20 protein-coding genes are annotated in these 19,165 nt (G+C 67.3%); 12 read left to right on the top strand and 8 right to left on the bottom strand.

The features are described from left to right. Positions 1–52 precede the first annotated feature (52 nt). Both METUNV2_RS0108495 and ybiB read left to right on the top strand, forming a co-directional pair. On the top strand, positions 53–2,782 hold the full coding sequence (locus METUNV2_RS0108495) for a nitrate reductase (protein ID WP_018229043.1): 2,730 nt from the start codon (positions 53–55) through the stop codon (positions 2,780–2,782). A 35-nt stretch (positions 2,783–2,817) separates the two neighbouring features. Further along, positions 2,818–3,810, top strand: coding sequence for a DNA-binding protein YbiB (gene ybiB, locus METUNV2_RS0108490; RefSeq protein ID WP_018229042.1), 993 nt, complete (start codon positions 2,818–2,820; stop codon positions 3,808–3,810). Between the two features lie 31 nt (positions 3,811–3,841). Here the strand turns inward: ybiB and METUNV2_RS0108485 are convergent, their stop codons facing one another. The 3 genes from METUNV2_RS0108485 to yaaA all read right to left on the bottom strand — a co-directional run bounded on the left by METUNV2_RS0108485 (position 3,842) and on the right by yaaA (position 6,158). Continuing rightward, positions 3,842–4,699, bottom strand: a complete 858-nt coding sequence (locus METUNV2_RS0108485; protein ID WP_018229041.1) for a dienelactone hydrolase family protein — start codon at positions 4,697–4,699, stop codon at positions 3,842–3,844. A gap of 63 nt (positions 4,700–4,762) precedes the next feature. Further along, positions 4,763–5,350, bottom strand: a complete 588-nt coding sequence (locus METUNV2_RS0108480) for a hypothetical protein (RefSeq protein ID WP_018229040.1) — start codon at positions 5,348–5,350, stop codon at positions 4,763–4,765. A 34-nt stretch (positions 5,351–5,384) separates the two neighbouring features. After that, positions 5,385–6,158: a peroxide stress protein YaaA gene (gene yaaA / locus METUNV2_RS0108475; protein WP_026187998.1), complete on the bottom strand. Its 774-nt coding sequence runs from the start codon at positions 6,156–6,158 to the stop codon at positions 5,385–5,387. Positions 6,159–6,274: 116 nt separating this feature from the next. Between yaaA and msrB the strand changes: the two genes are divergently transcribed. Then, positions 6,275–6,727: a peptide-methionine (R)-S-oxide reductase MsrB gene (gene msrB, locus METUNV2_RS0108470; RefSeq protein WP_018229038.1), complete on the top strand. Its 453-nt coding sequence runs from the start codon at positions 6,275–6,277 to the stop codon at positions 6,725–6,727. Between the two features lie 167 nt (positions 6,728–6,894). On the opposite strand, the gene METUNV2_RS0108465 is transcribed toward msrB, so the two are convergent. Further along, the gene (locus tag METUNV2_RS0108465; protein WP_008059173.1) at positions 6,895–7,173 is read right to left on the bottom strand and encodes an HU family DNA-binding protein; all 279 of its coding nucleotides are present in this window, start codon (positions 7,171–7,173) and stop codon (positions 6,895–6,897) included. Between the two features lie 226 nt (positions 7,174–7,399). Between METUNV2_RS0108465 and METUNV2_RS0108460 the strand changes: the two genes are divergently transcribed. The 5 genes from METUNV2_RS0108460 (at position 7,400) to METUNV2_RS0108440 (ending at position 10,016) form a co-directional block, all read left to right on the top strand. After that, on the top strand, positions 7,400–8,008 hold the full coding sequence (locus METUNV2_RS0108460; RefSeq protein ID WP_018229037.1) for a septation protein A: 609 nt from the start codon (positions 7,400–7,402) through the stop codon (positions 8,006–8,008). 16 nt (positions 8,009–8,024) lie between these two features. Then, positions 8,025–8,327, top strand: a complete 303-nt coding sequence (locus METUNV2_RS0108455) for a YciI family protein (RefSeq protein ID WP_026187997.1) — start codon at positions 8,025–8,027, stop codon at positions 8,325–8,327. After that, on the top strand, positions 8,324–8,608 hold the full coding sequence (locus METUNV2_RS0108450; protein ID WP_018229035.1) for a BolA family protein: 285 nt from the start codon (positions 8,324–8,326) through the stop codon (positions 8,606–8,608). Before METUNV2_RS0108455 ends, METUNV2_RS0108450 begins: the two co-directional genes overlap by 4 nt. Positions 8,609–8,661: 53 nt before the next feature. After that, positions 8,662–9,492: a peptidylprolyl isomerase gene (locus METUNV2_RS0108445; RefSeq protein WP_018229034.1), complete on the top strand. Its 831-nt coding sequence runs from the start codon at positions 8,662–8,664 to the stop codon at positions 9,490–9,492. A 152-nt stretch (positions 9,493–9,644) separates the two neighbouring features. Continuing rightward, positions 9,645–10,016, top strand: a complete 372-nt coding sequence (locus tag METUNV2_RS0108440) for a hypothetical protein (RefSeq protein WP_157281346.1) — start codon at positions 9,645–9,647, stop codon at positions 10,014–10,016. 27 nt (positions 10,017–10,043) lie between these two features. Here the strand turns inward: METUNV2_RS0108440 and METUNV2_RS0108435 are convergent, their stop codons facing one another. Next, positions 10,044–10,613 (bottom strand): flavodoxin family protein, encoded by a 570-nt coding sequence (locus tag METUNV2_RS0108435; protein ID WP_018229032.1) that lies wholly within the window; start codon positions 10,611–10,613, stop codon positions 10,044–10,046. A 98-nt stretch (positions 10,614–10,711) separates the two neighbouring features. Further along, a complete protein-coding gene (locus tag METUNV2_RS0108430) occupies positions 10,712–11,416 on the bottom strand; it encodes a pirin family protein (protein WP_018229031.1) in 705 nt (234 codons plus the stop codon). A 109-nt stretch (positions 11,417–11,525) separates the two neighbouring features. On the opposite strand from METUNV2_RS0108430, the gene METUNV2_RS0108425 reads away from it, so the two are divergent. From METUNV2_RS0108425 to METUNV2_RS0108410, 4 genes are read left to right on the top strand one after another with little or no spacing between them, the layout of a single operon-like run. Then, complete coding sequence (locus METUNV2_RS0108425; RefSeq protein ID WP_018229030.1) at positions 11,526–12,473, top strand: LysR family transcriptional regulator; 948 nt, start codon at positions 11,526–11,528, stop codon at positions 12,471–12,473. After that, positions 12,470–13,420: a CobW family GTP-binding protein gene (locus METUNV2_RS0108420; RefSeq protein WP_018229029.1), complete on the top strand. Its 951-nt coding sequence runs from the start codon at positions 12,470–12,472 to the stop codon at positions 13,418–13,420. Before METUNV2_RS0108425 ends, METUNV2_RS0108420 begins: the two co-directional genes overlap by 4 nt. A gap of 56 nt (positions 13,421–13,476) precedes the next feature. Next, entirely contained in the window at positions 13,477–15,069 is a 1,593-nt protein-coding gene (locus METUNV2_RS0108415; RefSeq protein WP_018229028.1) for a protein adenylyltransferase SelO, read from the top strand. Further along, positions 15,066–16,037 carry a succinylglutamate desuccinylase/aspartoacylase family protein gene (locus METUNV2_RS0108410; RefSeq protein WP_018229027.1) on the top strand — a complete coding sequence of 324 codons (972 nt, stop codon included), beginning with the start codon at positions 15,066–15,068 and terminating at the stop codon, positions 16,035–16,037. The genes METUNV2_RS0108415 and METUNV2_RS0108410 overlap by 4 nt, the downstream gene beginning before the upstream one ends. A gap of 61 nt (positions 16,038–16,098) precedes the next feature. On the opposite strand, the gene METUNV2_RS0108405 is transcribed toward METUNV2_RS0108410, so the two are convergent. Both METUNV2_RS0108405 and parC read right to left on the bottom strand, forming a co-directional pair. Further along, positions 16,099–16,719: a PEP-CTERM sorting domain-containing protein gene (locus tag METUNV2_RS0108405; protein WP_232415738.1), complete on the bottom strand. Its 621-nt coding sequence runs from the start codon at positions 16,717–16,719 to the stop codon at positions 16,099–16,101. Between the two features lie 161 nt (positions 16,720–16,880). Continuing rightward, positions 16,881–19,133, bottom strand: coding sequence for a DNA topoisomerase IV subunit A (gene parC, locus METUNV2_RS0108400; protein WP_018229025.1), 2,253 nt, complete (start codon positions 19,131–19,133; stop codon positions 16,881–16,883). Positions 19,134–19,165 lie beyond the last annotated feature (32 nt).

Genomic DNA, 19,165 nt, shown 5'->3' with positions numbered 1-19,165 from the left:
CCGTCGTCATCGGCGTGGCATACCCCTTGCTAAAAGTCTCCCGGAGACAGACATGAGCACGCATACACACGAAACCCGCGCGACCTGCTGCTACTGCGGAGTCGGCTGCGGCGTCATCATCGAACACGACCGCACGCAGATCACCGGCGTGCGCGGCGACCCGGAACATCCGGCCAACTTCGGCCGGCTGTGCACCAAGGGTTCGACGCTGCACCTGAGTGCGCGCCAGGAAACGCGCGCGCTGCACCCGGAACTGCGCACCGCGCGCGAGCTGCCGCGCACCCGCGTCAGCTGGGACGCCGCCCTCGAACACGCGGCCGACCGCTTCGCCGCCATCATCCGCGAGCACGGGCCTGACGCGGTGGCCTTCTACATCTCCGGCCAGCTGCTGACCGAGGACTACTACGTCTTCAACAAGCTGGCCAAGGGACTGATCGGCACCAATAACGTCGATACCAATTCGCGGCTGTGCATGAGTTCGGCGGTCACCGCCTACAAGCAGACGCTGGGCGCCGACGCGCCACCCTGTTCCTACGAGGACATCGACCACACCGACTGCCTGCTGATCGCCGGCGGCAACCCGGCCTACGCCCACCCCATCGTCTATCGCCGCATCGAGGATGCCCGCAAGGCGAATCCGGCGATGAAGATGATCGTGGTCGACCCGCGCCGGACCGACACCGCGGCTGACGCCGATCTGCACCTGCCGCTGCTGCCGGGTACCGACATCTGGCTGTACAGCGCCATGCTGCACGTACTGCTGTGGGAAGGTCTGGTCGACGAAACATTCATTTCCGCGCACACCGAAGGCTTCCCGGAACTGCGCCGCCACGTGCGCGACATCACGCCGGCCATCGCATCGGAAATCTGCGGTCTGCGCAGCGAGGACATCGTGACCGCCGCGCGCTGGTTCGGCGAATCGAAGGCGGCAATGTCGATGTGGTGCCAGGGGCTGAACCAGTCGCACCACGGCACCCACAACGGCACCGCGCTGATCGCGCTGCATCTGGCCGCCGGCCAGATCGGCCGCCCGGGTGCCGGCCCCTTCTCGCTGACCGGCCAGCCGAACGCGATGGGCGGCCGCGAGGTCGGCGGCATGGCCACGCTGCTGTCCGCGCACCGCGATCTCGCCAGCCCGGCCGACCGCGACGAGGTCGCCCGCTTCTGGGGCGTACCCGACGTGCCGGCGAAGCCCGGGCTGACCGCAGTCGAACTGTTCGACGCGGTACGCGATGGCAAGGTGAAGGCGGTGTGGATCGCCTGCACCAATCCCGCCCATTCGATGCCGGACCAGGCGCGCATCGTCGAAGCGCTGCAGGCGGCCGAATTCGTCGTCGTGCAGGACGCCAGCCGCAGCACCGAAAGCGCGGCCTTCGCCGACCTGCTGCTGCCGGCCACCACCTGGGGCGAGAAGGACGGCACGGTCACCAATTCGGAACGCCGCATCACCCATGTGCAGCCGGCGCTGTCCGCGCCGGGCGAGGCGCGCGCCGACTGGCTCATCGCCCGCGACTTCGCACGCGTGCTCGGCCCGCGTCTGGGCAAGGATGCAGCCTCCCTGTTTCCGTATGCCAGCGCGGCCGAAGTATTCGCCGAACACGCCGAAAGCACGCGCGGTCGCGATCTCGACATCAGCGGGCTGTCACATGCGCTGCTCGACCGCATCGGCCCGCAACAGTGGCCCTTCCCGGAAGGCGCACAGGCGGGCACGCCGCGCCTCTACCAGGACCTCCGCTTCGCCACGCCGGCCGGACGCGCACGTTTCGTGGTGCCGACCACCGCCACCACCGCGGAAAAGATTGACGCCCGCTATCCGCTGCATCTGAACACCGGCCGCCTGCGCGATCACTGGCACTGCATGAGCCGCACCGGTCAGGTGGCCCGTCTGTACAGCCATGTCGACGAAGCGCGGGTCGAAATGCATGCCGACGATCTGGCACGGCGCGGCCTGGCCGACGGCGATCTGGTGCAGGTGAAAAGCCGGCGCGGACAGATCGTGCTGCGCGCCCACGCAAGCGAAGCGCAGCGCCCGGGCAGCGCCTTCGTCGCCATGCACTGGGGTCGCAACATGCTGTCGAACAGCGGCGCCAATGCGCTGACCGCAGGCCGCGTCGACCCGCACTCGAAACAGCCGGAACTGAAACACGCCGCGATTCAGGTGAGCCGCGCCAACCTGCCCTATCAGGCCCTGCTGCTGCGCACCGAGGCGAGCGATGAAGCCGCACAGCAGCTCACGCTGCTGCGCATGGAAGCGCTGGCGCCACTGCTCGGCCGCTTCGCCTATGCATCGCTGTCGATGGCCGGACGCGAGCGGCCGGCGCTGGTGCTGCGCATCGCCCACGACCAGCCGCTGCCGGACGAGTGGCTGAGTGAACTGGACCGCGTGTGCGGTCTGGATGACCCGGCCTGTCTCGCCTATCGCGACGCCCGGCGCGACATCACCAAGCGCGCGCTGATCGAGGACGGCCTGCTCACCGGCATGCGCCTGACCGGCGAAACCGTGGCCGCGGCCTGGCTGCGCGAAGTGATGGTCGGCCGCCAGCCCACCGCCGACCTGCGCCGCTGGCTGTTCGCGCCGCTGGCCACGCCACCGGTGGCCGCGAAAAGCCGCGGCCGCATCGTGTGCAACTGCCTGGATGTGGCCGAACCGGACATCGCCAGCGCCATCGCCGGCGGTGCCGACCTCGATGCATTGCAGGCCACGCTGCGCTGCGGCACCTCCTGCGGTTCCTGCGTGCCTGAACTCAAGCGCATGCTGGAGACCGGACGGCAGGCCGCCTGACGCCCGACAACAACAAGGATGGAGCGCCCGATCCGATGCTGAGCCCACAGAGCCTGACCGAAATGCTGTCCGCACTCGGGCGTGGTGCGGACGATGCGCGCGACCTGGCCGAACATGAGGCGCATGGCCTGTTCGCCGACGTGCTGGACGGACGCATCCCGGCGCTTGAACTGGGCGCCCTGCTCACCAGCCTGCGCTGGAAACACGAAACCGCAGACGAACTGTGCGGTTTCGCGCGCGCGCTGAACGAGCGGGTGCCGACGCTGGAACTGCCGCCCCACCTGCCGCGCATGGTGGTCATACCGAGCTATGCACACGCCGGTCAGGCGCCCAATCTGATGCCGCTGCTGGCCATCATGCTGGCGCGGCTGGACGTGCCGGTACTGATACACGGACTGGGCGGCCGCGGCGCACCGCCGGGCAGTCTGGACGTACTGGAAAGGCTGGGTCACCTGCCCTGCGCCACGCTGCACGAAGCGCTGGACACGCTGCACGCCGGCCGCTGCGCGGTGCTGCCGACCGAGGTGCTGAACCCGGCACTGGACAGCCTGATCCGGCTGCGCGACCGCATGGGTCACCGCAACACCGCACACGTGGTGGCCAAGCTGCTCGATCCGGCGCCGCTGCACAGCCTGCGTGTCATCTGCGTGGCCGACCCGCAGCTGTTGTGCCGGCTGCAGGACACCTTCCTGCGTTCGCCCGAACAGGCGCTGCTGATGCGAGCACCCGATGACGACGGTTTCGCCGACCCGCTGCGGCGGCCGCGCATCGACCTGTTCGAACGGATGACGGCACGTACGCTGTTCGAAGCTGAAAACGGCGCACTGCCGCTGACCAACCCGCTGCCGCCGGCCAGCGATGTAGACGCCACTGCACGCTGCATACGCGAAATGCTGGACGGTCAGCGCGCAATTCCGCAGCCGGTACTGAATCAGGTCGCAGCCTGCCTGTACGGCAGCGGTGCCGCGCGCGATCTGACCCACGCCAAGGCGACGGTGTCGCTGGGACTGGCGCACGGCCCGCACTGACCTCCGGCCGTGTGCTGCGCCTGCAGGCTGCTCAGGCGCCGCCGTTGACCTTCATCCACGCCAGACAGCGTCGCCATGCATCGGCCGCGTCCGCGGCGCGATAGCTCGGACGGTAGTCGGCATGGAAGGCATGCGGCGCATCCGGATAGAGCACGATGTGCGATGCACGAGCGACCGGCGACGCAGCCGCGGCCAGCGCGGTGTTCATCGCCTCGACATCGGCATTCGGTATGCCCGCGTCCTGACCGCCGTACAGGCCCAGCACCGGCGCCTGCAGCCTTTCCGGCAGATCGAGCGGATGCGTGGGCGTCAGCGCGCTCGCGTTGCCACGCAGCCGCCCATACCACGCCACGCCCGAACGCAGTGACGGACGGTGGGCCGCGTACAGCCAGGTGATGCGCCCGCCCCAGCAGTAGCCGGTCACGTGCAGCCGTGCCACGTCGCCGCCCTCGCTCTGCGCCCAGTCTGCGCAGCGGTCTAGATCGGCCATCACCTGCGCGTCCGGTACCTTTGCGATCACCCGTTCGAGTATCTGCTGCACGTCGCTCATTGCCGACGGATCGCCCTGACGGAAGAACAGCTCGGGCGCCACCGCCAGATAGCCCGCGTGTGCGAAGCGGCGGCAGATGTCGCGCACGTGTTCGTGCACGCCGAATATTTCCGACACCACCAGCACCACCGGCGGTCGCCCGCTGCGATCCGGTCGCGCGTGGAACAGCGGCAGGGTCTGTCCGTCCATCGCCGCAATCGTCGACACCCCGGTGAGCAATCCGGCATCCGGTGTGCTGATCACCTGCTGTGCCAGCACCGGCTGCACCGCCAGCGCGAAGCCGGCTGCCCCGGCACCTCGCAGGAAGTCACGTCGCAAGGGATTGTCGGGATCGGTCACGGGCGTCTCCTGTCGGGTCGCTCAACGGTGCTCAATGAGTGCGCTGCGTGCAGCGGGATGAACTCAGCGCTTGATGAAACCCGGTTCCGGCGCCGGTGCCGAATCCGAGTAATCGTTCAGCTGGCGAGCCAGTTCGGTGCGGCCAGCCGCGGCGACCTGGGGCACGTAGTTGCGGAAGATTTCGGCCACCGCGGCACGCTCGCCACCCTTGAACTGCCCGGCCACCGGCATCATGCGCTGGATCACGTCTATGCCCTGAGGCCATTTGCCCTGCGCGGCGTAGGTGATCGACAGTTCGGCCAGCCGGCGGGCCAGCGGCAGATCCGGCGTCGCACCGGTGCGTGCCTCTTCGAGTGCCAGCGATTCGAGCAGCAGTTCTTCCGCCGCTTCCCAGTTGCCTATCATGCGCTTGAGCTGCGCGTAGTTGTAGATGCGCAGCGAACGCGCCTCGGCCGGCACGTCCTTGAAATCGGGCGCGGTCAGCGCCTTGTAGCAGAGCTCGTCGGCGGCACCGATATTGTTGTCCGCCCAGGCGGCGCGACAATCGTGGAACAGCTTGTCGGACTGGTTGTCCTGCGCCAGCGCCGGCACACAGACCGCCAGCGTTACGAGCAGCGCGGGCAGCGCACGGGACATGCGGAAGGGTTTCATCGGTGGCTTCTCCTCGGTGATGTCGTTATGTGTCTCAGTCGAGACGTCTTCTGAATATCCATTCGGTCGCGGTCGACACTTCCGGAGCCAGCGCGTAGCCATCGACCGCGAAATCGCGCAGCGCCTCGGGCCGGTCGATACGGTGTTCGGCAGCGTAGCGCGCCATCAGCCCGCGTGCGCGCTTGGCGAAGAAGCTGATCACCTTGTAACCGCTGCCCTTCCAGTCCTGGAACACCGGTTGTATCACTTCGGCCTTGAGCACCTTGCGGCGCACCGACTTGAAGTATTCGTCGCTGGCGAGGTTGACCAGCACCGGCCGCGCTTCGTTCTCGAACAGCGCGTTCAGCGTCTGCGCCGGCAGATCGTCCCAGAAGGCGTACAGATCCTTGCCGCGCGGATTGGCGAGCCGGGTGCCCATTTCCAGCCGGTAGGGCAGCATGAGGTCGAGCGGACGCAACAGGCCGTACAGGCCGGAGAGGATGCGCACATGCGACTGCAGCCAGTCGAGCGCGGCCGGGTCCAGCGTGGCGGCATTCAGCCCCTCATAGACGTCGCCATTGAACGCGAACACCGCCGGCCGGCCACGCGGCGCGTCATAGTCCGGCGTCCATTCGGCGTAGCGCGCGACGTTGAGCGCGGCCAGCGGATCGGAAATCGACATCAGGCTGGCAATGTCGGCCGGACTTCTGTCCTTGAGGACAGTGATCAGTTCGGCGGAATGCGGCAGGAAATCTGGGCGGGTGGCACGGTCGGTAGGCAGCGGAGATTCGTAATCCAGCGACTTGGCCGGAGACAGGACAATGATCATGGACGGCGGAGCGGTGGAACACAGGATGTCGATGGTAACGGAGCACGGCGCACCGTGCAGCGCCGTCGCGCGTATCATCCGCCTCCGCCGGAACAGCCGGCAGGAGGAGCCGTTCGATGGACCGTCCGGACAGAGACGAGACAGATCGGTCAGGGGCACACGCCGCACTCCGCAGCCAGGCAGAGTGGCGCGCGCGACTGACCGTTGAGCAGTACCGCATCACCCGCCGTCAGGGCACCGAACGCCCTTACAGCGGCGGCTATCTGAACTGCAGCACGCCGGGCACCTACTGCTGCGTGTGCTGCGGCGCCGCGCTGTTCCGTTCGGAAAGCAAGTTCGACTCGGGTACCGGCTGGCCGAGTTTCCGCACGCCGCTGCCGGACGCGCCGCTGGGTACCCGCGAGGAAAGACGTCTGCTGACGCGACGCACCGAGGTGCACTGCCTGCGCTGCGCCGCCCATCTCGGCCATGTATTCACCGACGGCCCGCAGCCCGACGGTCTGCGCTACTGCATCAATTCGGCCGCCCTCAGTCTGGATGCCGACCGATCCGAAAACGGTCCTGCCTGATGAGGGGGCTGAGGCACACAGGGAAGCCGGTGGCCGGCCAGAAAAACAGAAGGGCGCACCGGAACCGGTACGCCCTTCGGGCTGAGTCACGACGCATGGATCCTTCCGGGCATCGCGCTCGATCGTCGGCAGCCTCGAAGCAGGTCGCCGACGACATGAATCCTGAATTACTTCTTGTTGATCGCCTTCTTCAGCGCAGCGCCTGCGGTGAACTTGGCAGTCTTGGCTGCCGGGATCTTGATGGTGGCGCCGGTGCGCGGGTTGCGGCCGGTGCGGGCGGCGCGCTTGCCGGTTGCGAAAGTGCCGAAGCCCACGAGCGTGACCTTGCCGCCCTTCTTCAGTTCGGTGGTGACGGATTCCAGAAAGCCGTCGAGCAGTCGGCCAGCGGCGGCCTTGGAAACATCAGCTTTCTTGGCGAGGGCTTCGATCAGTTCTGCTTTGTTCATGTACGTCTCCTACTGACTGGGTTGTACGCAAGGGCGCGCGGGAAAACCTGAGCGGATAATAGTGAGGCCGCGTGCGCTTCACAAGCGGGTTTGCGGACTTTCTTCATGAATTCTCGCGCTCTCCGGAGATATTTTCTGCGGCTAGCCAGTTCCATGCCCGATTTCGCTGCAGCGCAGCGGACCGCAAACGCACAACTTTCCGGATGAGCGGGCATAATCGGCCACCATGAAATTCCTGTTCGACCTGCTGCCGGTCCTGCTTTTTTTCGCAGCCTACAAATTCGCCGGCGGATCGCCGGATGCGTCCTACGCACTGGCCACCCGGCTGCTCGGCGACGGCATCGTCGCCAGCCAGGCACCGATACTGATCGCGACTGCGGTGGCCATCGTCGCCACGCTCGGTCAGGTGCTGTGGCTGATCGCCCGCGGCCGCAAGGTGGACACCATGCTGTGGATCAGCCTGGCCATCATTGTCGTGTTCGGCGGCGCCACACTGTTCTTCCACGACGCCACCTTCATCAAGTGGAAGCCGACGGTGCTGTACTGGCTGTTCGCGCTGACGCTGGCCGGCTCCGCGCTGTTCATGAAACGCAACCTGATCCGCGCGCTGATGCAGGAACAGGTGCAGCTGCCGGAGCCCGTGTGGTCGCGGCTGAACGCATCATGGATCGCCTTCTTCGCATTCATGGGCATCCTGAATCTCTACGTGGCCTACAGTTACAGCGAGGACACCTGGGTGAGCTTCAAGCTTTACGGCGGCATGGGTCTCATGTTCCTGTTCGTGCTTGGCCAGGGCGCGATGCTGTCGCGTCACATCGAAGAAAAGAACTCCTGATCCAATCGAGGTTTGCATGTATTACGCGTTGATGGGCGAAGACATTCCGAACAGTCTTGAAAAGCGCATGGCGGCCCGCCCTGGCCATCTGGCGCGCCTGCAGGCACTGCAGGACGAAGGCCGTCTGCTGATCGCAGGCCCGCTGCCGGCGGTCGATGCGAACGATCCGGGCGCGGCCGGTTTCACCGGCAGCCTCATCGTGGCCGCATTCGAATCGCTGGAAGCTGCACGCAAGTGGGCGGACGAAGATCCGTACACGACCGAGGGCGTGTTCGCCCGGATGACGGTCAAGCCCTTCCGCAAGGTATTTCCGGCGTGAGCGATGCTGCCCGGATCGAAGCCGCGATCCGCGAACGCCTTGCCTCGCTGTCGCCGTCCGCGATCGACCTGATCGACGATTCGCATCTGCACGCCGGCCACGCCGGCGCGCGTTCGGGCGGACGGCACTATCGGCTCACCATCGTGTCCGAGCAGTTCTCCGGACGACGCACGATGGAGCGCCACCGCATCATCTATGCTGCACTGGGCGACCTGATGCAGCATGACATTCACGCCCTGTCCATCGTCGCGCGCGCGCCGGACGACGCGCCGGCCGCCTGAACGGACGGGCATACTTCAGCAGCAAGACCGGACTTCACCCGAAAGGTACATAGATGAAACACATGCTTTCCGCCCTGACCCTTGCCACCCTCACCGCCTTTGCCGCGCCGGCGATGGCGCAGCAGAAGGCCAAGGACAAGCCGGCCACGCCGGCCGCCGCTCCGGCCGAAGGCGGAGTGCTGGTGACGGTCAATGGCAAGGGCATTCCGCAGGGCCGCGCCGACGTCATGATCAAGAACCAGCTGGCCCAGGGCCAGCAGGACGGCGACCAGCTGCGTACCGCAGTGCGTGAGGAGCTGATCCGCCGCGAAGTACTGACCCAGGCGGCGACCGCCAAGGGTCTGGACAAGAACGCTTCGGTGATGAACCAGGCCGAACTGGCCAAGCAGGCGGTGCTGATCCAGGCCTATCTGCAGGACTACATGCGCACCCACTCGGTCAGCGAAGAAGCGATCAAGGCCGAGTACGAGAAGATCAAGGTCGGCCTGGGCAACAAGGAATACAAGGCGCGCCACATCCTGGTGAAGACCGAAGATAAGGCGAAGGAAATCATCGGCAAGCTGCAGGCCGGCGAGAAGTTCGAGGACCTGGCCAAGGATTCGGAAGATCCGGGTTCCAAGGACCGCGGCGGCGATCTCGGCTGGAGCGCGCCGGCGCAGTACGTGAAGCCGTTCTCCGACGCGCTGGTGAAGCTGGAAAAGGGCAAGTTCACGCCGCAGCCGATCCGCAGCGATTTCGGCTACCACGTGATCAAGCTGGAAGACGTGCGTGACCTGAAGATGCCGTCGTACGACGAAGCCAAGCCGCAGATCGCCCAGCGCCTGGAACAGCAGACCATCGCGACGCATGTGAACGACCTGCGCCAGAAGGCCGCAATCAAGTAACCGGCGACCTCGCCGGTTCTGCCCGGCGCATCGCCTCAACCCGGAATTCCATCCGGCCGTAATCAGACCATGGCTGTCGCGGCCCGCACTGCGGGTCCGCAGCCGGGGTTCATGAGCCGGATGGGTGGTGTCGGGAAGGATGCGTCATGGGCATGCAGAACATCGATCGGGAAGACGGACAGCGCGGCAGCGGACCGGCGGCGCAGCCTGAATCCATGCTGCGCCTGTGGTGGCGCTACATCTGGCCCTTCCTGTATTTCCGCGACTGCACCCGCGGCTCGTGGATGGAGCGCGCGCAGAGCTACCGCTACAACCGCGCCATGCGCCGTCACCTGCCCGGTTTCATCCTGAAATGGCTGGCGCTGACCGCGCTGTGGTTCGCCTTCGGCACGCTGTTTGACGAAGTGGCCGGAATGGTGATTCCGGCCGCCTGCTGCTTCGTCACCGGCACCTGGACAGGACTGGTGGTGGTGGTTCTGGCGATTGCCTGGACCTGGCTGGAGCGCTTCCCCGAACTGTACTGAAGCCCGGAGAAGCGTCCGTACGCGCGCTCAGCGCGCGGCCAGTCGTGCCGCCTGCTGCGCCACCCGCTCGCCGAACAGCGCGGCGGTCTTCAGATCACCGTCCACCATTTCATCGACTGACGCGTCGGACGGCGTGGCCGCCATCGCGCCGGCGAAGGACGCCACGTAGTTCACGTCCTGGCGCGTCGCCGCCTTGCTGTTGCTCGGCATCAGGCCGGTACCGGCCCACAGCATGCTGTGCTGCATCGCCAGCGTCATCAGGTAGTGCAGCGTCGAGTGCTTGTCGCCGTTCATCGAAGCCGAATTGGTGAAGCCGGCGGCCAGCTTGTCCTTCCACTGCTGGGTGAACCACGGCTTGGAAGTGGCGTCGGCGAACTTCTTGAACTGCCAGGACACGCTGCCCATATAGGTCGGGCTGCCGAACACGATGGCATCGCTGTCCAGCAACGTCTGCCAGGCAGCCTCCGGCACATTGCCTTCGGCGTCGATCTCGATGCTGTGCACCTGTGCGTGCTTCGCGGCGCCCTCGGCGACCGATTGCGCCATGCGACGGGTGTGGCCGTAGCCGCTGTGATAGACGATGGCAATTTGGGTCATGATGTTTTCCTCAAAGAGTGGCCTGCTACGAGTGACGAGCCCATCGCGCGCAGACCATGACACGATCGGGGCAGACAGCAACGAAAACTGCGGGTGCGCTACGGATGCGCGCCCAGGTCGAACAGCAGCGCATGTGCGGCGCGCCCGCCTTCCAGCACGACTTCATCTTCCGACTCGACGGTGAGCGCGTCGCCGCCCTGCAGCCGCACGCCATTGACCTCAAGTTCGCCGTCGATCAGATGCAGGTAGGCGCGGCGCCCCGCGGCCAGACGGTGGATGAGCGGTGCATCACCCGCCTCCAGCCGGGTCGCGTACAGCGCCACGTCGGAATGGATGGACAGCGCACCGGCCGCCTCGCCCACCAGCGGCAGCAGGCGACCGCGTCTGTCAGCATCGGCGAAGTGGGTCTGCGCATAGCCCGGCGCGATGCCGCGCGAACGCGGCAGCAGCCAGATCTGCAGCATGCGTACCGGCGTGCTGGCCGCGTGGTTGTATTCGCTGTGCAGCACGCCGGTACCGGCGCTCATGCGCTGCACGTCGCCGGCGCGCAGTACGCCGGTATTGCCCATCGAATCGCGATGGGTCAGTTCGCCGGCCAGCACCACGGTGACGATTTCCATGTCGCGGTGCGGGTGCGTGCCGAAACCGCCGGCCGGCTCTATCGTGTCTTCCATCAGCGCGCGCAGCGTGCCGACGCCCATGTGCGCCGGATCGTAGTAATCGGCGAACGAGAAACTGAAATGCGACTGGCCCCAGCCGTGGTCGTCGAAACCGCGTTCTGAAGATTTGCGCAGGGTGATCATGGCCGTCTCCTCTGTCGTGTCAGGCAATGACTGCATTCTGCGCAGCGGCCCGGCGGCCATGGGCGCGGCGGGCTGATATCATCATTCAAACTTTTTGAATGATCGCGCCATGACCGAACGCGAACACCCGCTGACGCCGGACGCCATACGGCTGATCGCCACCATCGCAGAGGCCGGCAGCTTTGCGGCCGCCGCGCGCGCGCTGGGCAAGGTGCCGTCGGCGCTCAGTTACAGCGTGCGCCAGCTGGAGGAGGCACTCGACGTGCTGCTGTTCGATCGCGCCAGCCGCAGTGCGGTGCTCACGCCGGCCGGCCGCGAACTGCTGAACGAAGGCAGCCGCCTGCTGCTGGAAATCGACGCGGTGGCCAGTCGCGTGAAGCGGGTGGCCAGCGGCTGGGAAGGCCAGCTCGCCATCGCCGCCAACGCGCTCATGTGCCCGCACACCCTGCTCGATCTGGTGGACGCCTTCTACGCCCAGCGCGACACCGCCCGCCTGCCGCCGCCCACCCGCATCCGACTGCGGCAGGAGGTGCTGTCCGGCACCTGGGAGGCGCTGCTGTCCGGTGCCGCCGATCTCGCGATCGGCGTCGATGCCGACGACACCCGCAACACCGGCCTGCAGGTGATGCCGCTGGGCGACATCCGCTTCGTGTTCGCAGTCGCTCCGCACCACCCGCTGGCGCGGCTGCCCGAACCGCTGGACCCGGCCATGATCCGCATGCATCGCGCGGTCGCGATCGCCGACAGCGCGCTCCGTCTGTCGCCGGTCACCCGCAACCTGCTGCCCGGGCAGGACGTGCTCACCGTCCCCACGCTGGACATGAAAATCGCCGCCCAGCTGCGCGGGCTCGGCTGCGGCTTCCTGCCGGAGGCGCGGGTGCGCCCGCATGTCGAGCGCGGCGAACTGGTGGTGAAGCGCACCGCCGAAGACAAGGTGGCGCAGTTCGCCATCGCCTGGCGCAGCGGTGCGCAGCGCGGGCGTGCATTGGACTGGTGGCTGCAGCAGCTGGACAGCCCGCGCACCCGGGCCGCGCTGCTCGAAGGCGTGGCGCCATGAGCGCGCCACGCATTCCGGTGGTGCTGCTCACCGGCTTTCTCGGCGCCGGCAAGACCACGCTGCTGAACCGTCTGCTGGCCCGGCAGGACATGGCCGATACGCTGGTCATCATCAACGAGTACGGCGACGCGGCGCTGGACCACAGGCTGGTCACCCACGCACCGGAACAGGTGGTGACCGAACTGGCGGGCGGCTGTGTGTGCTGCGCGCTGCGCGGCGACCTCGCGCAGACGCTGCGCGAAGCGCACTGGCGCTTTGCGCGCGGCGGCCACCGGCAGTTCGAGCGGGTGGTGATCGAAACCACCGGACTGGCCGATCCGGCACCGGTGCTGCGCACGCTGGCCACCGACCCGCGCATTGCCGAACGCTACCGCCTCGCCTGCACGCTCACCGTGGTCGACGCCTGCCAGGGTGAGGCGACGATCGCGGCGCAGCCGGAAGCCCTGCTGCAGATCGCCGCCGCCGACCGGCTGCTGATCGCCAAGACCGACCGGGCGGCGCCGGCGCAGGTGGCCGCGCTGCAGGCGCTGCTCGGCCGCCTGAATCCGTTCGCGCAGCAGACCGATCTGCAGGCCGAGGCACTCACCCCGGCGCTGCTGACGCCGCCGGGCACGCTCAGACTGCGCAGCCTGCCCCCGCCCGCGGCGGAGCAGGTGCATGCGGTGCGCAGCGACAGTTTCACCGTGGACACCCCGCTTGCCCCGGAGCGGGTGCAGGCCTGGCTGGACGCCTGGCCGACCGTGGCGGGCCCGGCGCTGTTGCGCATGAAGGCGGTGCTCGACATCGCCGGAGAGGCGCGTGCCCAGGTCGTGCATGGCGTGCAGCACACGCTGTATCCGCCGGACAGCCTGGATGCGCCAGCGAACGGATCGACCGTGGTGTGCATTACCCGGGGCATGGATGCGACACGGCTGACACAGTGGCTGGGCATCCTGCACACGCAATGAACCCCTGACCCGCCGCTTCGCTCACAATGCTGTCTCCTGAACCTTTACCGCAGCCGATGTCCGCAGCTCACAGACGCCTCGACGAAATCGAGTTCGACAGCCTGTTCGTGCGCAGCCTGCCTGCCGATCCGTCGACCGAAATCCGCTCGCGCCAGGTGCCGGGCGCCGCCTACAGCTTCACGCCGCCGACGCCGGTCGCCGACCCGCAGCTGCTGGGCTGGTCCGACGATCTGGGCGCACAGCTCGGCCTCGCGCGCCCGGCGCGACGCGACGCCGCGGTCGAGGCGCTGGCCGGCAACCGCATCCTGCCCGGCATGCAGCCCTATGCCGCGCGCTACGGCGGTCATCAGTTCGGCAACTGGGCCGGCCAGCTCGGCGATGGCCGCGCGATCACGCTGGGCGAAATGTTCGACACGCACGGTCAGCGGCAGGAACTGCAGCTGAAAGGCGCGGGCCCCACGCCCTACTCCCGCCGGGCCGACGGCCGGGCGGTGCTGCGTTCGTCGGTGCGCGAGTTCCTGTGCAGCGAGGCGATGTTCCACCTCGGCATTCCGACCACCCGCGCGCTCAGCCTGGTGGCCACCGGCGACAGCGTGGTGCGTGACATGTTCTATGACGGCCGGCCGGAGAACGAACCGGGCGCCATCGTGTGCCGGGTCGCGCCCAGCTTCGTGCGCTTCGGCCACTTCGAAATCCTGACTTCGCACGACGAGACCGTGCTGCTGCGTCAGCTCGCCGACTGGGTGATGACCCACCACTACCCGGGCGTCGGCTCTTACGCCGACTGGTTCGCCGAAATCTGCCGGCGCACCGCGACGCTGATGGTCGAGTGGATGCGAGTCGGCTTCGTGCACGGCGTGATGAACACCGACAACATGTCCATCCTCGGCCTCACCATCGACTACGGTCCCTACGGCTGGCTGGAGGGCGTAGACATGATGTGGACGCCAAACACCACCGACGCCCAGGGCCGCCGCTACTGCTACGGGCGTCAGCCGCAGATCGGCTACTGGAACCTCACCCGCCTCGCCGCCGCGCTCGCGCCGCTGATCGACGACCGCGACGCGATCGATGCTGCGCTCGAAGGCTACGAACAGACCTTTTCCGACGGCTGGACCGCCATGCTGGCCAACAAGCTGGGCCTGCCGTTGCCGGCGGCCGGCGACGATGCCGATGTCGACATGCGCAGCCAGCTCTTCCTGCTGCTGCAGGAAGAGGAATGCGATTTCACGATCTTCTTCCGCCAGCTGGCCGCGGTACCGCTCGCGGCCGCGAGCGCCGGCGACGCCGCCGCACTGGCCCCGCTGCACGCCGCCTTCTACAGCGGCGACGGTCCGTCCGCCGACCACGGCCGCGCGCTGCTCGGCTGGCTGCAGCAGTGGGCAGCCCGCATCGCGGCCGGTGGCGAACCGGACGCTGCGCGCATCGCGCGCATGAACGCGACCAATCCGAAATACGTCGTCCGCAACTGGCTGGCCCAGCGCGCGATCGACGATGCCACCGCCGGTGACACCGGCATGATCGAACGCCTGCTGAAAATGATGCGGCGCCCCTACGACGAACAGCCGGAATTCGACGATCTCGCCGGGCGCCGCCCGGAGTGGGCGCGACACAAGCCCGGCTGTTCCGCCCTCTCGTGCAGCTCATGAACCTGACCAGCCTCCGCACCCACGCCTACCACGGCCTCGACACCGGCCCGCGCCTGCTGGTGCTGGGCGCGGTCCATGGCAACGAAACCTGCGGCACCCAGGGCATCGCCCGCATCCTCGGCGAACTCGACCGCGGCGAACTGCGCATCCTGCGCGGCAGTGTCACCTTCGTGCCGGTCACCAATCCGCTCGCCTATCTGCGCGGGCAACGGGCCGGTGACCGCAACCTGAACCGCAACCTCGGCCCGAAGAGCGCGCCGCAGGACTACGAAGACCGCATCGCCAACGCGCTGTGCCCGCTGCTGGCCGCCCACGAAGTGCTGCTCGACCTGCACTCCTTCCACACCGGCGGCGAGCCGTTCGCCATGCTGGGCCCGGAAAACAACGGTGGCGCGCTGGAACCTTTCGCTCACGCGGCGGCGGAAGAGGCAATGGCGCTGCGACTGGGCGCACGCCGGCTGGTCGAAGGCTGGCTGGACACCTATGCCGCAGGCGTGCGGACCCGGCTGGCGCGCACCGCGCCGTCGGAGCGGGCGCACCTGCTCAGCACCGACCCGGATTACGGTGTCGGCACCACCGAATACATGCGCCGCATGGGTGGCTATGCGATCACGCTGGAATGCGGCCAGCACGAAGAGCCGGCTGCACCGGACTTCGCGTGGCGGGCCATCCGCAATACGCTGGCCCACCTCGGCCTGACCGACGAACCGGCACCGCCGGCGCGCCCGGATGTGGAACTGCTCAAGCTGACCGAAGTGATCGACCGCCTGCACGCCGGCGATACCTTCGTGCGCCCCTGGGCCAGTTTCGATCCGGTCACCGCCGGCGATCTCATCGGCACGCGCGAGGACGGCAGTGAAGTGCGTGCACCGCGCGACGGCTTCATCGTATTCCCGAATCCGGCCGCCACGCCGGGCAACGAGTGGTTCTATTTCGCCCGGCGCAGCGAACGCACCCTGCATCGCTGAACGCGTCGTGAACGAAAAAGGCCCGCCATGCGGCGAGCCTTTCGGGCGGACAGCGCTCCGCTCAGACGCGGCGGCGGCGGGCGATCGTTCCCAGTACGCCCAGCCCGGCAGCGAACATCGCGAACGCAGCGGGTTCAGGCACGGCCGTGATCTGAGTGACGAAATAGGCCGGGCCGTTATAGCCGTTCGCCCAGTCGGCGTAATAGGCCCACACCGCTTCGGCATCGCCCGAAATAGCCGGACGCGCACCCCAGATCTGCAGCGATGCGTTGGTGCCGAGGCTGACCGGCGTTTGTCCTGCCGCGCCGAAGCCGCTCTCGTTCACCGTCCAGTCGGTTGTATTGGTGAGCAGGGTCTGACCACCGTTTGAGAACCTGAAGCCGTCTCCGGTGAGGGCGAAATCGCCGACGAACATGGCCGGCCCGCTGAACACGTTGCGCGCCAGCACCAGCAGGTAGTAGTGCTGTCCCGGCGCAAGGGCGACGCCCGAAAAAGTCTGCGTACCGCCCCAGGTGGTCTGCTTGTCGCTGATGATTTCGCTGGCATCCGCCACCAGATCGGTCGACAGATAGACCGTCGCGTAATCGTCGGCGGTAAAGCTGCCAGACAGGCTGGCCGCTTGCGCCATCATCGACGTTCCCGCCAGCACCGCCGTCAGCGCGGTGCGCACTCCTGTACTCATGCGTTTCACGACATTTCTCCGGATTGAAGACCCTTTACCCCGGAAAGCAAACCATGCGCCACCGATCACCCTGACCGTTTCTTCCAGCCAGAACAATCAGTTGGCGCACAACGCAGGCACACAGCCCCGCATGGTTGTAAGAAATGCCGACGCACCCGGCCCTAGCCGTCCAGCTTGCGGCCCTTGGTCGCCCGCACGCCGCGCCACGCCATCAGTGCGTTCTCGTCGATGTTCAGCGTCTTTGCACGCCCGCGTGACCCGGCCACCGGCAGCGCCAGCTTTTCGCGGAACAGCGTGAGCAGCGCGAGCGATTCGCCCTCCGGCAGCGTCATGATCTTCACGCCCTTGCCGCCGGACAGCGTTTTCATCTCCTCCAGCGGGAAGGCCAGCAGGCGGTCGCCGCCCTGTGCCACCACCCAGCGGTCCGTAGGCAGCAGTTTTACCGGCGCCAGCGCCGTGCCGCCGTCGGTGTTCAGGAAGGCCTTGCCCGCGCGCTGGCGGCTCACCATGTCCTCGATCGCGCACACGAAGCCGTAGCCACTGTCGGACGCCACCAGGAAGCGGCTGCCCGGCTCGCCGGTGAGTGCGGCCACCAGCTTCTTGCCGGCCAGATCGGCCAGCGAGGACACCGGCACGCCGTCGCCCTTGCCGCTGGGCAGATCGGTCGGCTTGATGGTGTAGCTGCGGCCATCGCCGTCGATCAGCACCACCGGCCACACGGTGCGGCACTTCAGCACCGCCAGCGGGCCGTCGTCCGCCTTCCAGGTCAGCGCGGCTTCATCGACGTCGTGGCCGGACCGCAGCCGGCCGAAACCGCCGCGCGACACGATGACGGTCACCGCTTCATCGATCTGCGGCACTTCGCGGGTGCGCGTGGCCTGCACGTCGGCATTGATCAGCGTACGACGCTCGTCACCGAAACGTTCGACGTCGGCGCGCACCTCGTCGCGCACGAAGGTGCGCAATGCGCTGTCGCTGCCCAGCAGCTTGAGCAGACCGGTGCGCTCGGCGTCCAGCGCGTCGCGCTCACCCTGCAGCTTGATGGCCTCAAGCCGGGCCAGCTGGCGCAGCCGGATTTCCAGCACGTCCTCGGCCTGTCGCTCGGTGATGCCGAAACCGGCCATCAGGTCGGCCTTCGGGTCGTCGGCGGCGCGGATGATGGCGATCGCGCGGTCGATGTCGAGCAGGATGGCCAGCCGGCCGTCCAGGATGTGCATGCGATCGTCGATGTCGGCGATGCGCTGGGTCAGCCGTCGGGTCACCGCGCCCAGACGGTAGTCGCACCACTGGCGCAGCACCGCGGGCAGGCCGATCTGGCCCGGGCGGCGGTGGGTGTCCAGCAGCGTCAGGTTCAGGCTGGCGTTGCATTCGAGGTCGGTATAGGCGAACAGGAAAGCCAGCAGGTCTTCCTGGCTCACCGCACGCGACTTCGGCTCGATCACCAGACGCACCGGGTGACGCGCGTCGGATTCGTCGCGCACCGAATCGATCAGCGAGGTGGCCAGCGTCTTGGTGCGCGCCTGGTCGTCGCTGATCTTCTTCTTGTCGCCCTTGGGCTTCGGGTTGGCGAGGTCGTCGATGCGGCTCATCACTGCGCCGGTGCTCACGCCCGGCGGCAGCGCGCTGACCACGATCTGCCACTGGCCGCGCGCCAGCGCCTCGACCTCGTAATTGGCCCGCATGCGGAAGGAACCGCGCCCTTCCTTGTAGGCGGCGACGATGGTTTCGCGCGACGAAATGAGCGTGGCGCCGTTCGGAAAATCCGGCCCCTGGATGCAGTCGATGATATCGTCGTCCGGCATGCGCGGATCGACCAGCAGCCTGCAGGTGGCCTCGCCCAGTTCGCGCAGGTTGTGCGGCGGGATTTCACAGGCCATGCCGACCGCGATGCCGGATGCACCGTTGGCCAGCACCACTGGCAGCCGCGCCGGCAGCAGTGAAGGTTCCTGCTGCGTGCCGTCGTAATTGGGCTGGAACTCGATCACGCCGGCATTCAGCTCGGACAGCAGCACGTGGCGCGCGAACGGCGTCAGGCGGCACTCGGTGTAACGCATGGCGGCGGCGTTGTCGCCGTCCATCGACCCGAAATTGCCCTGGCCGTCGATCAGCGGATAGCGCAGCGTAAAGGGCTGGGCCAGACGCACCATCGCCTCATAGACCGACGAATCGCCGTGCGGGTGGTATTTGCCGATCACGTCACCGACCACGCGGGCGGACTTCTTGTGCGCGGCATCCGGACGGGCAAAACCGTCCATCGCGAACAGGATGCGACGCTGCACCGGCTTCATGCCGTCTTCCAGCCCCGGCAGCGCGCGCGAGGTGACCACCGACATCGCATAGGTCAGATAGGCCTGCGCCGCATGCGCATCGACCGGGATGTCAGCGATGTCGGGTTCGAACAGGTTGTCAGTCAACGGAGTGCTCCGGGTATTTCGTTGTGTGTCTG

Origin of the sequence: Methyloversatilis universalis EHg5 (assembly GCF_000378945.1) — a bacterium.
GTDB classification, from domain to species: Bacteria; Pseudomonadota; Gammaproteobacteria; order Burkholderiales; family Rhodocyclaceae; genus Methyloversatilis; species Methyloversatilis universalis_A.
Note: the sequence above shows the minus strand (reverse complement) of the source record. Positions and strands in the feature narration are given on the sequence as shown.

What these genes read in the sequence shown, in the direction of transcription:
- METUNV2_RS0108495 (WP_018229043.1), top strand. Translation starts at nt 53, where the DNA reads ATGAGCACGCATACACACGAAACCCGCGCGACCTGCTGCTACTGCGGA.
- ybiB (WP_018229042.1), top strand. Translation starts at nt 2,818, where the DNA reads ATGCTGAGCCCACAGAGCCTGACCGAAATGCTGTCCGCACTCGGGCGT.
- METUNV2_RS0108480 (WP_018229040.1), bottom strand. Translation starts at nt 5,350, where the DNA reads ATGAAACCCTTCCGCATGTCCCGTGCGCTGCCCGCGCTGCTCGTAACG.
- yaaA (WP_026187998.1), bottom strand. Translation starts at nt 6,158, where the DNA reads ATGATCATTGTCCTGTCTCCGGCCAAGTCGCTGGATTACGAATCTCCG.
- msrB (WP_018229038.1), top strand. Translation starts at nt 6,275, where the DNA reads ATGGACCGTCCGGACAGAGACGAGACAGATCGGTCAGGGGCACACGCC.
- METUNV2_RS0108465 (WP_008059173.1), bottom strand. Translation starts at nt 7,173, where the DNA reads ATGAACAAAGCAGAACTGATCGAAGCCCTCGCCAAGAAAGCTGATGTT.
- METUNV2_RS0108460 (WP_018229037.1), top strand. Translation starts at nt 7,400, where the DNA reads ATGAAATTCCTGTTCGACCTGCTGCCGGTCCTGCTTTTTTTCGCAGCC.
- METUNV2_RS0108455 (WP_026187997.1), top strand. Translation starts at nt 8,025, where the DNA reads ATGTATTACGCGTTGATGGGCGAAGACATTCCGAACAGTCTTGAAAAG.
- METUNV2_RS0108445 (WP_018229034.1), top strand. Translation starts at nt 8,662, where the DNA reads ATGAAACACATGCTTTCCGCCCTGACCCTTGCCACCCTCACCGCCTTT.
- METUNV2_RS0108440 (WP_157281346.1), top strand. Translation starts at nt 9,645, where the DNA reads ATGCAGAACATCGATCGGGAAGACGGACAGCGCGGCAGCGGACCGGCG.
- METUNV2_RS0108435 (WP_018229032.1), bottom strand. Translation starts at nt 10,613, where the DNA reads ATGACCCAAATTGCCATCGTCTATCACAGCGGCTACGGCCACACCCGT.
- METUNV2_RS0108430 (WP_018229031.1), bottom strand. Translation starts at nt 11,416, where the DNA reads ATGATCACCCTGCGCAAATCTTCAGAACGCGGTTTCGACGACCACGGC.
- METUNV2_RS0108425 (WP_018229030.1), top strand. Translation starts at nt 11,526, where the DNA reads ATGACCGAACGCGAACACCCGCTGACGCCGGACGCCATACGGCTGATC.
- METUNV2_RS0108420 (WP_018229029.1), top strand. Translation starts at nt 12,470, where the DNA reads ATGAGCGCGCCACGCATTCCGGTGGTGCTGCTCACCGGCTTTCTCGGC.
- METUNV2_RS0108415 (WP_018229028.1), top strand. Translation starts at nt 13,477, where the DNA reads ATGTCCGCAGCTCACAGACGCCTCGACGAAATCGAGTTCGACAGCCTG.
- METUNV2_RS0108410 (WP_018229027.1), top strand. Translation starts at nt 15,066, where the DNA reads ATGAACCTGACCAGCCTCCGCACCCACGCCTACCACGGCCTCGACACC.
- METUNV2_RS0108405 (WP_232415738.1), bottom strand. Translation starts at nt 16,719, where the DNA reads ATGAGTACAGGAGTGCGCACCGCGCTGACGGCGGTGCTGGCGGGAACG.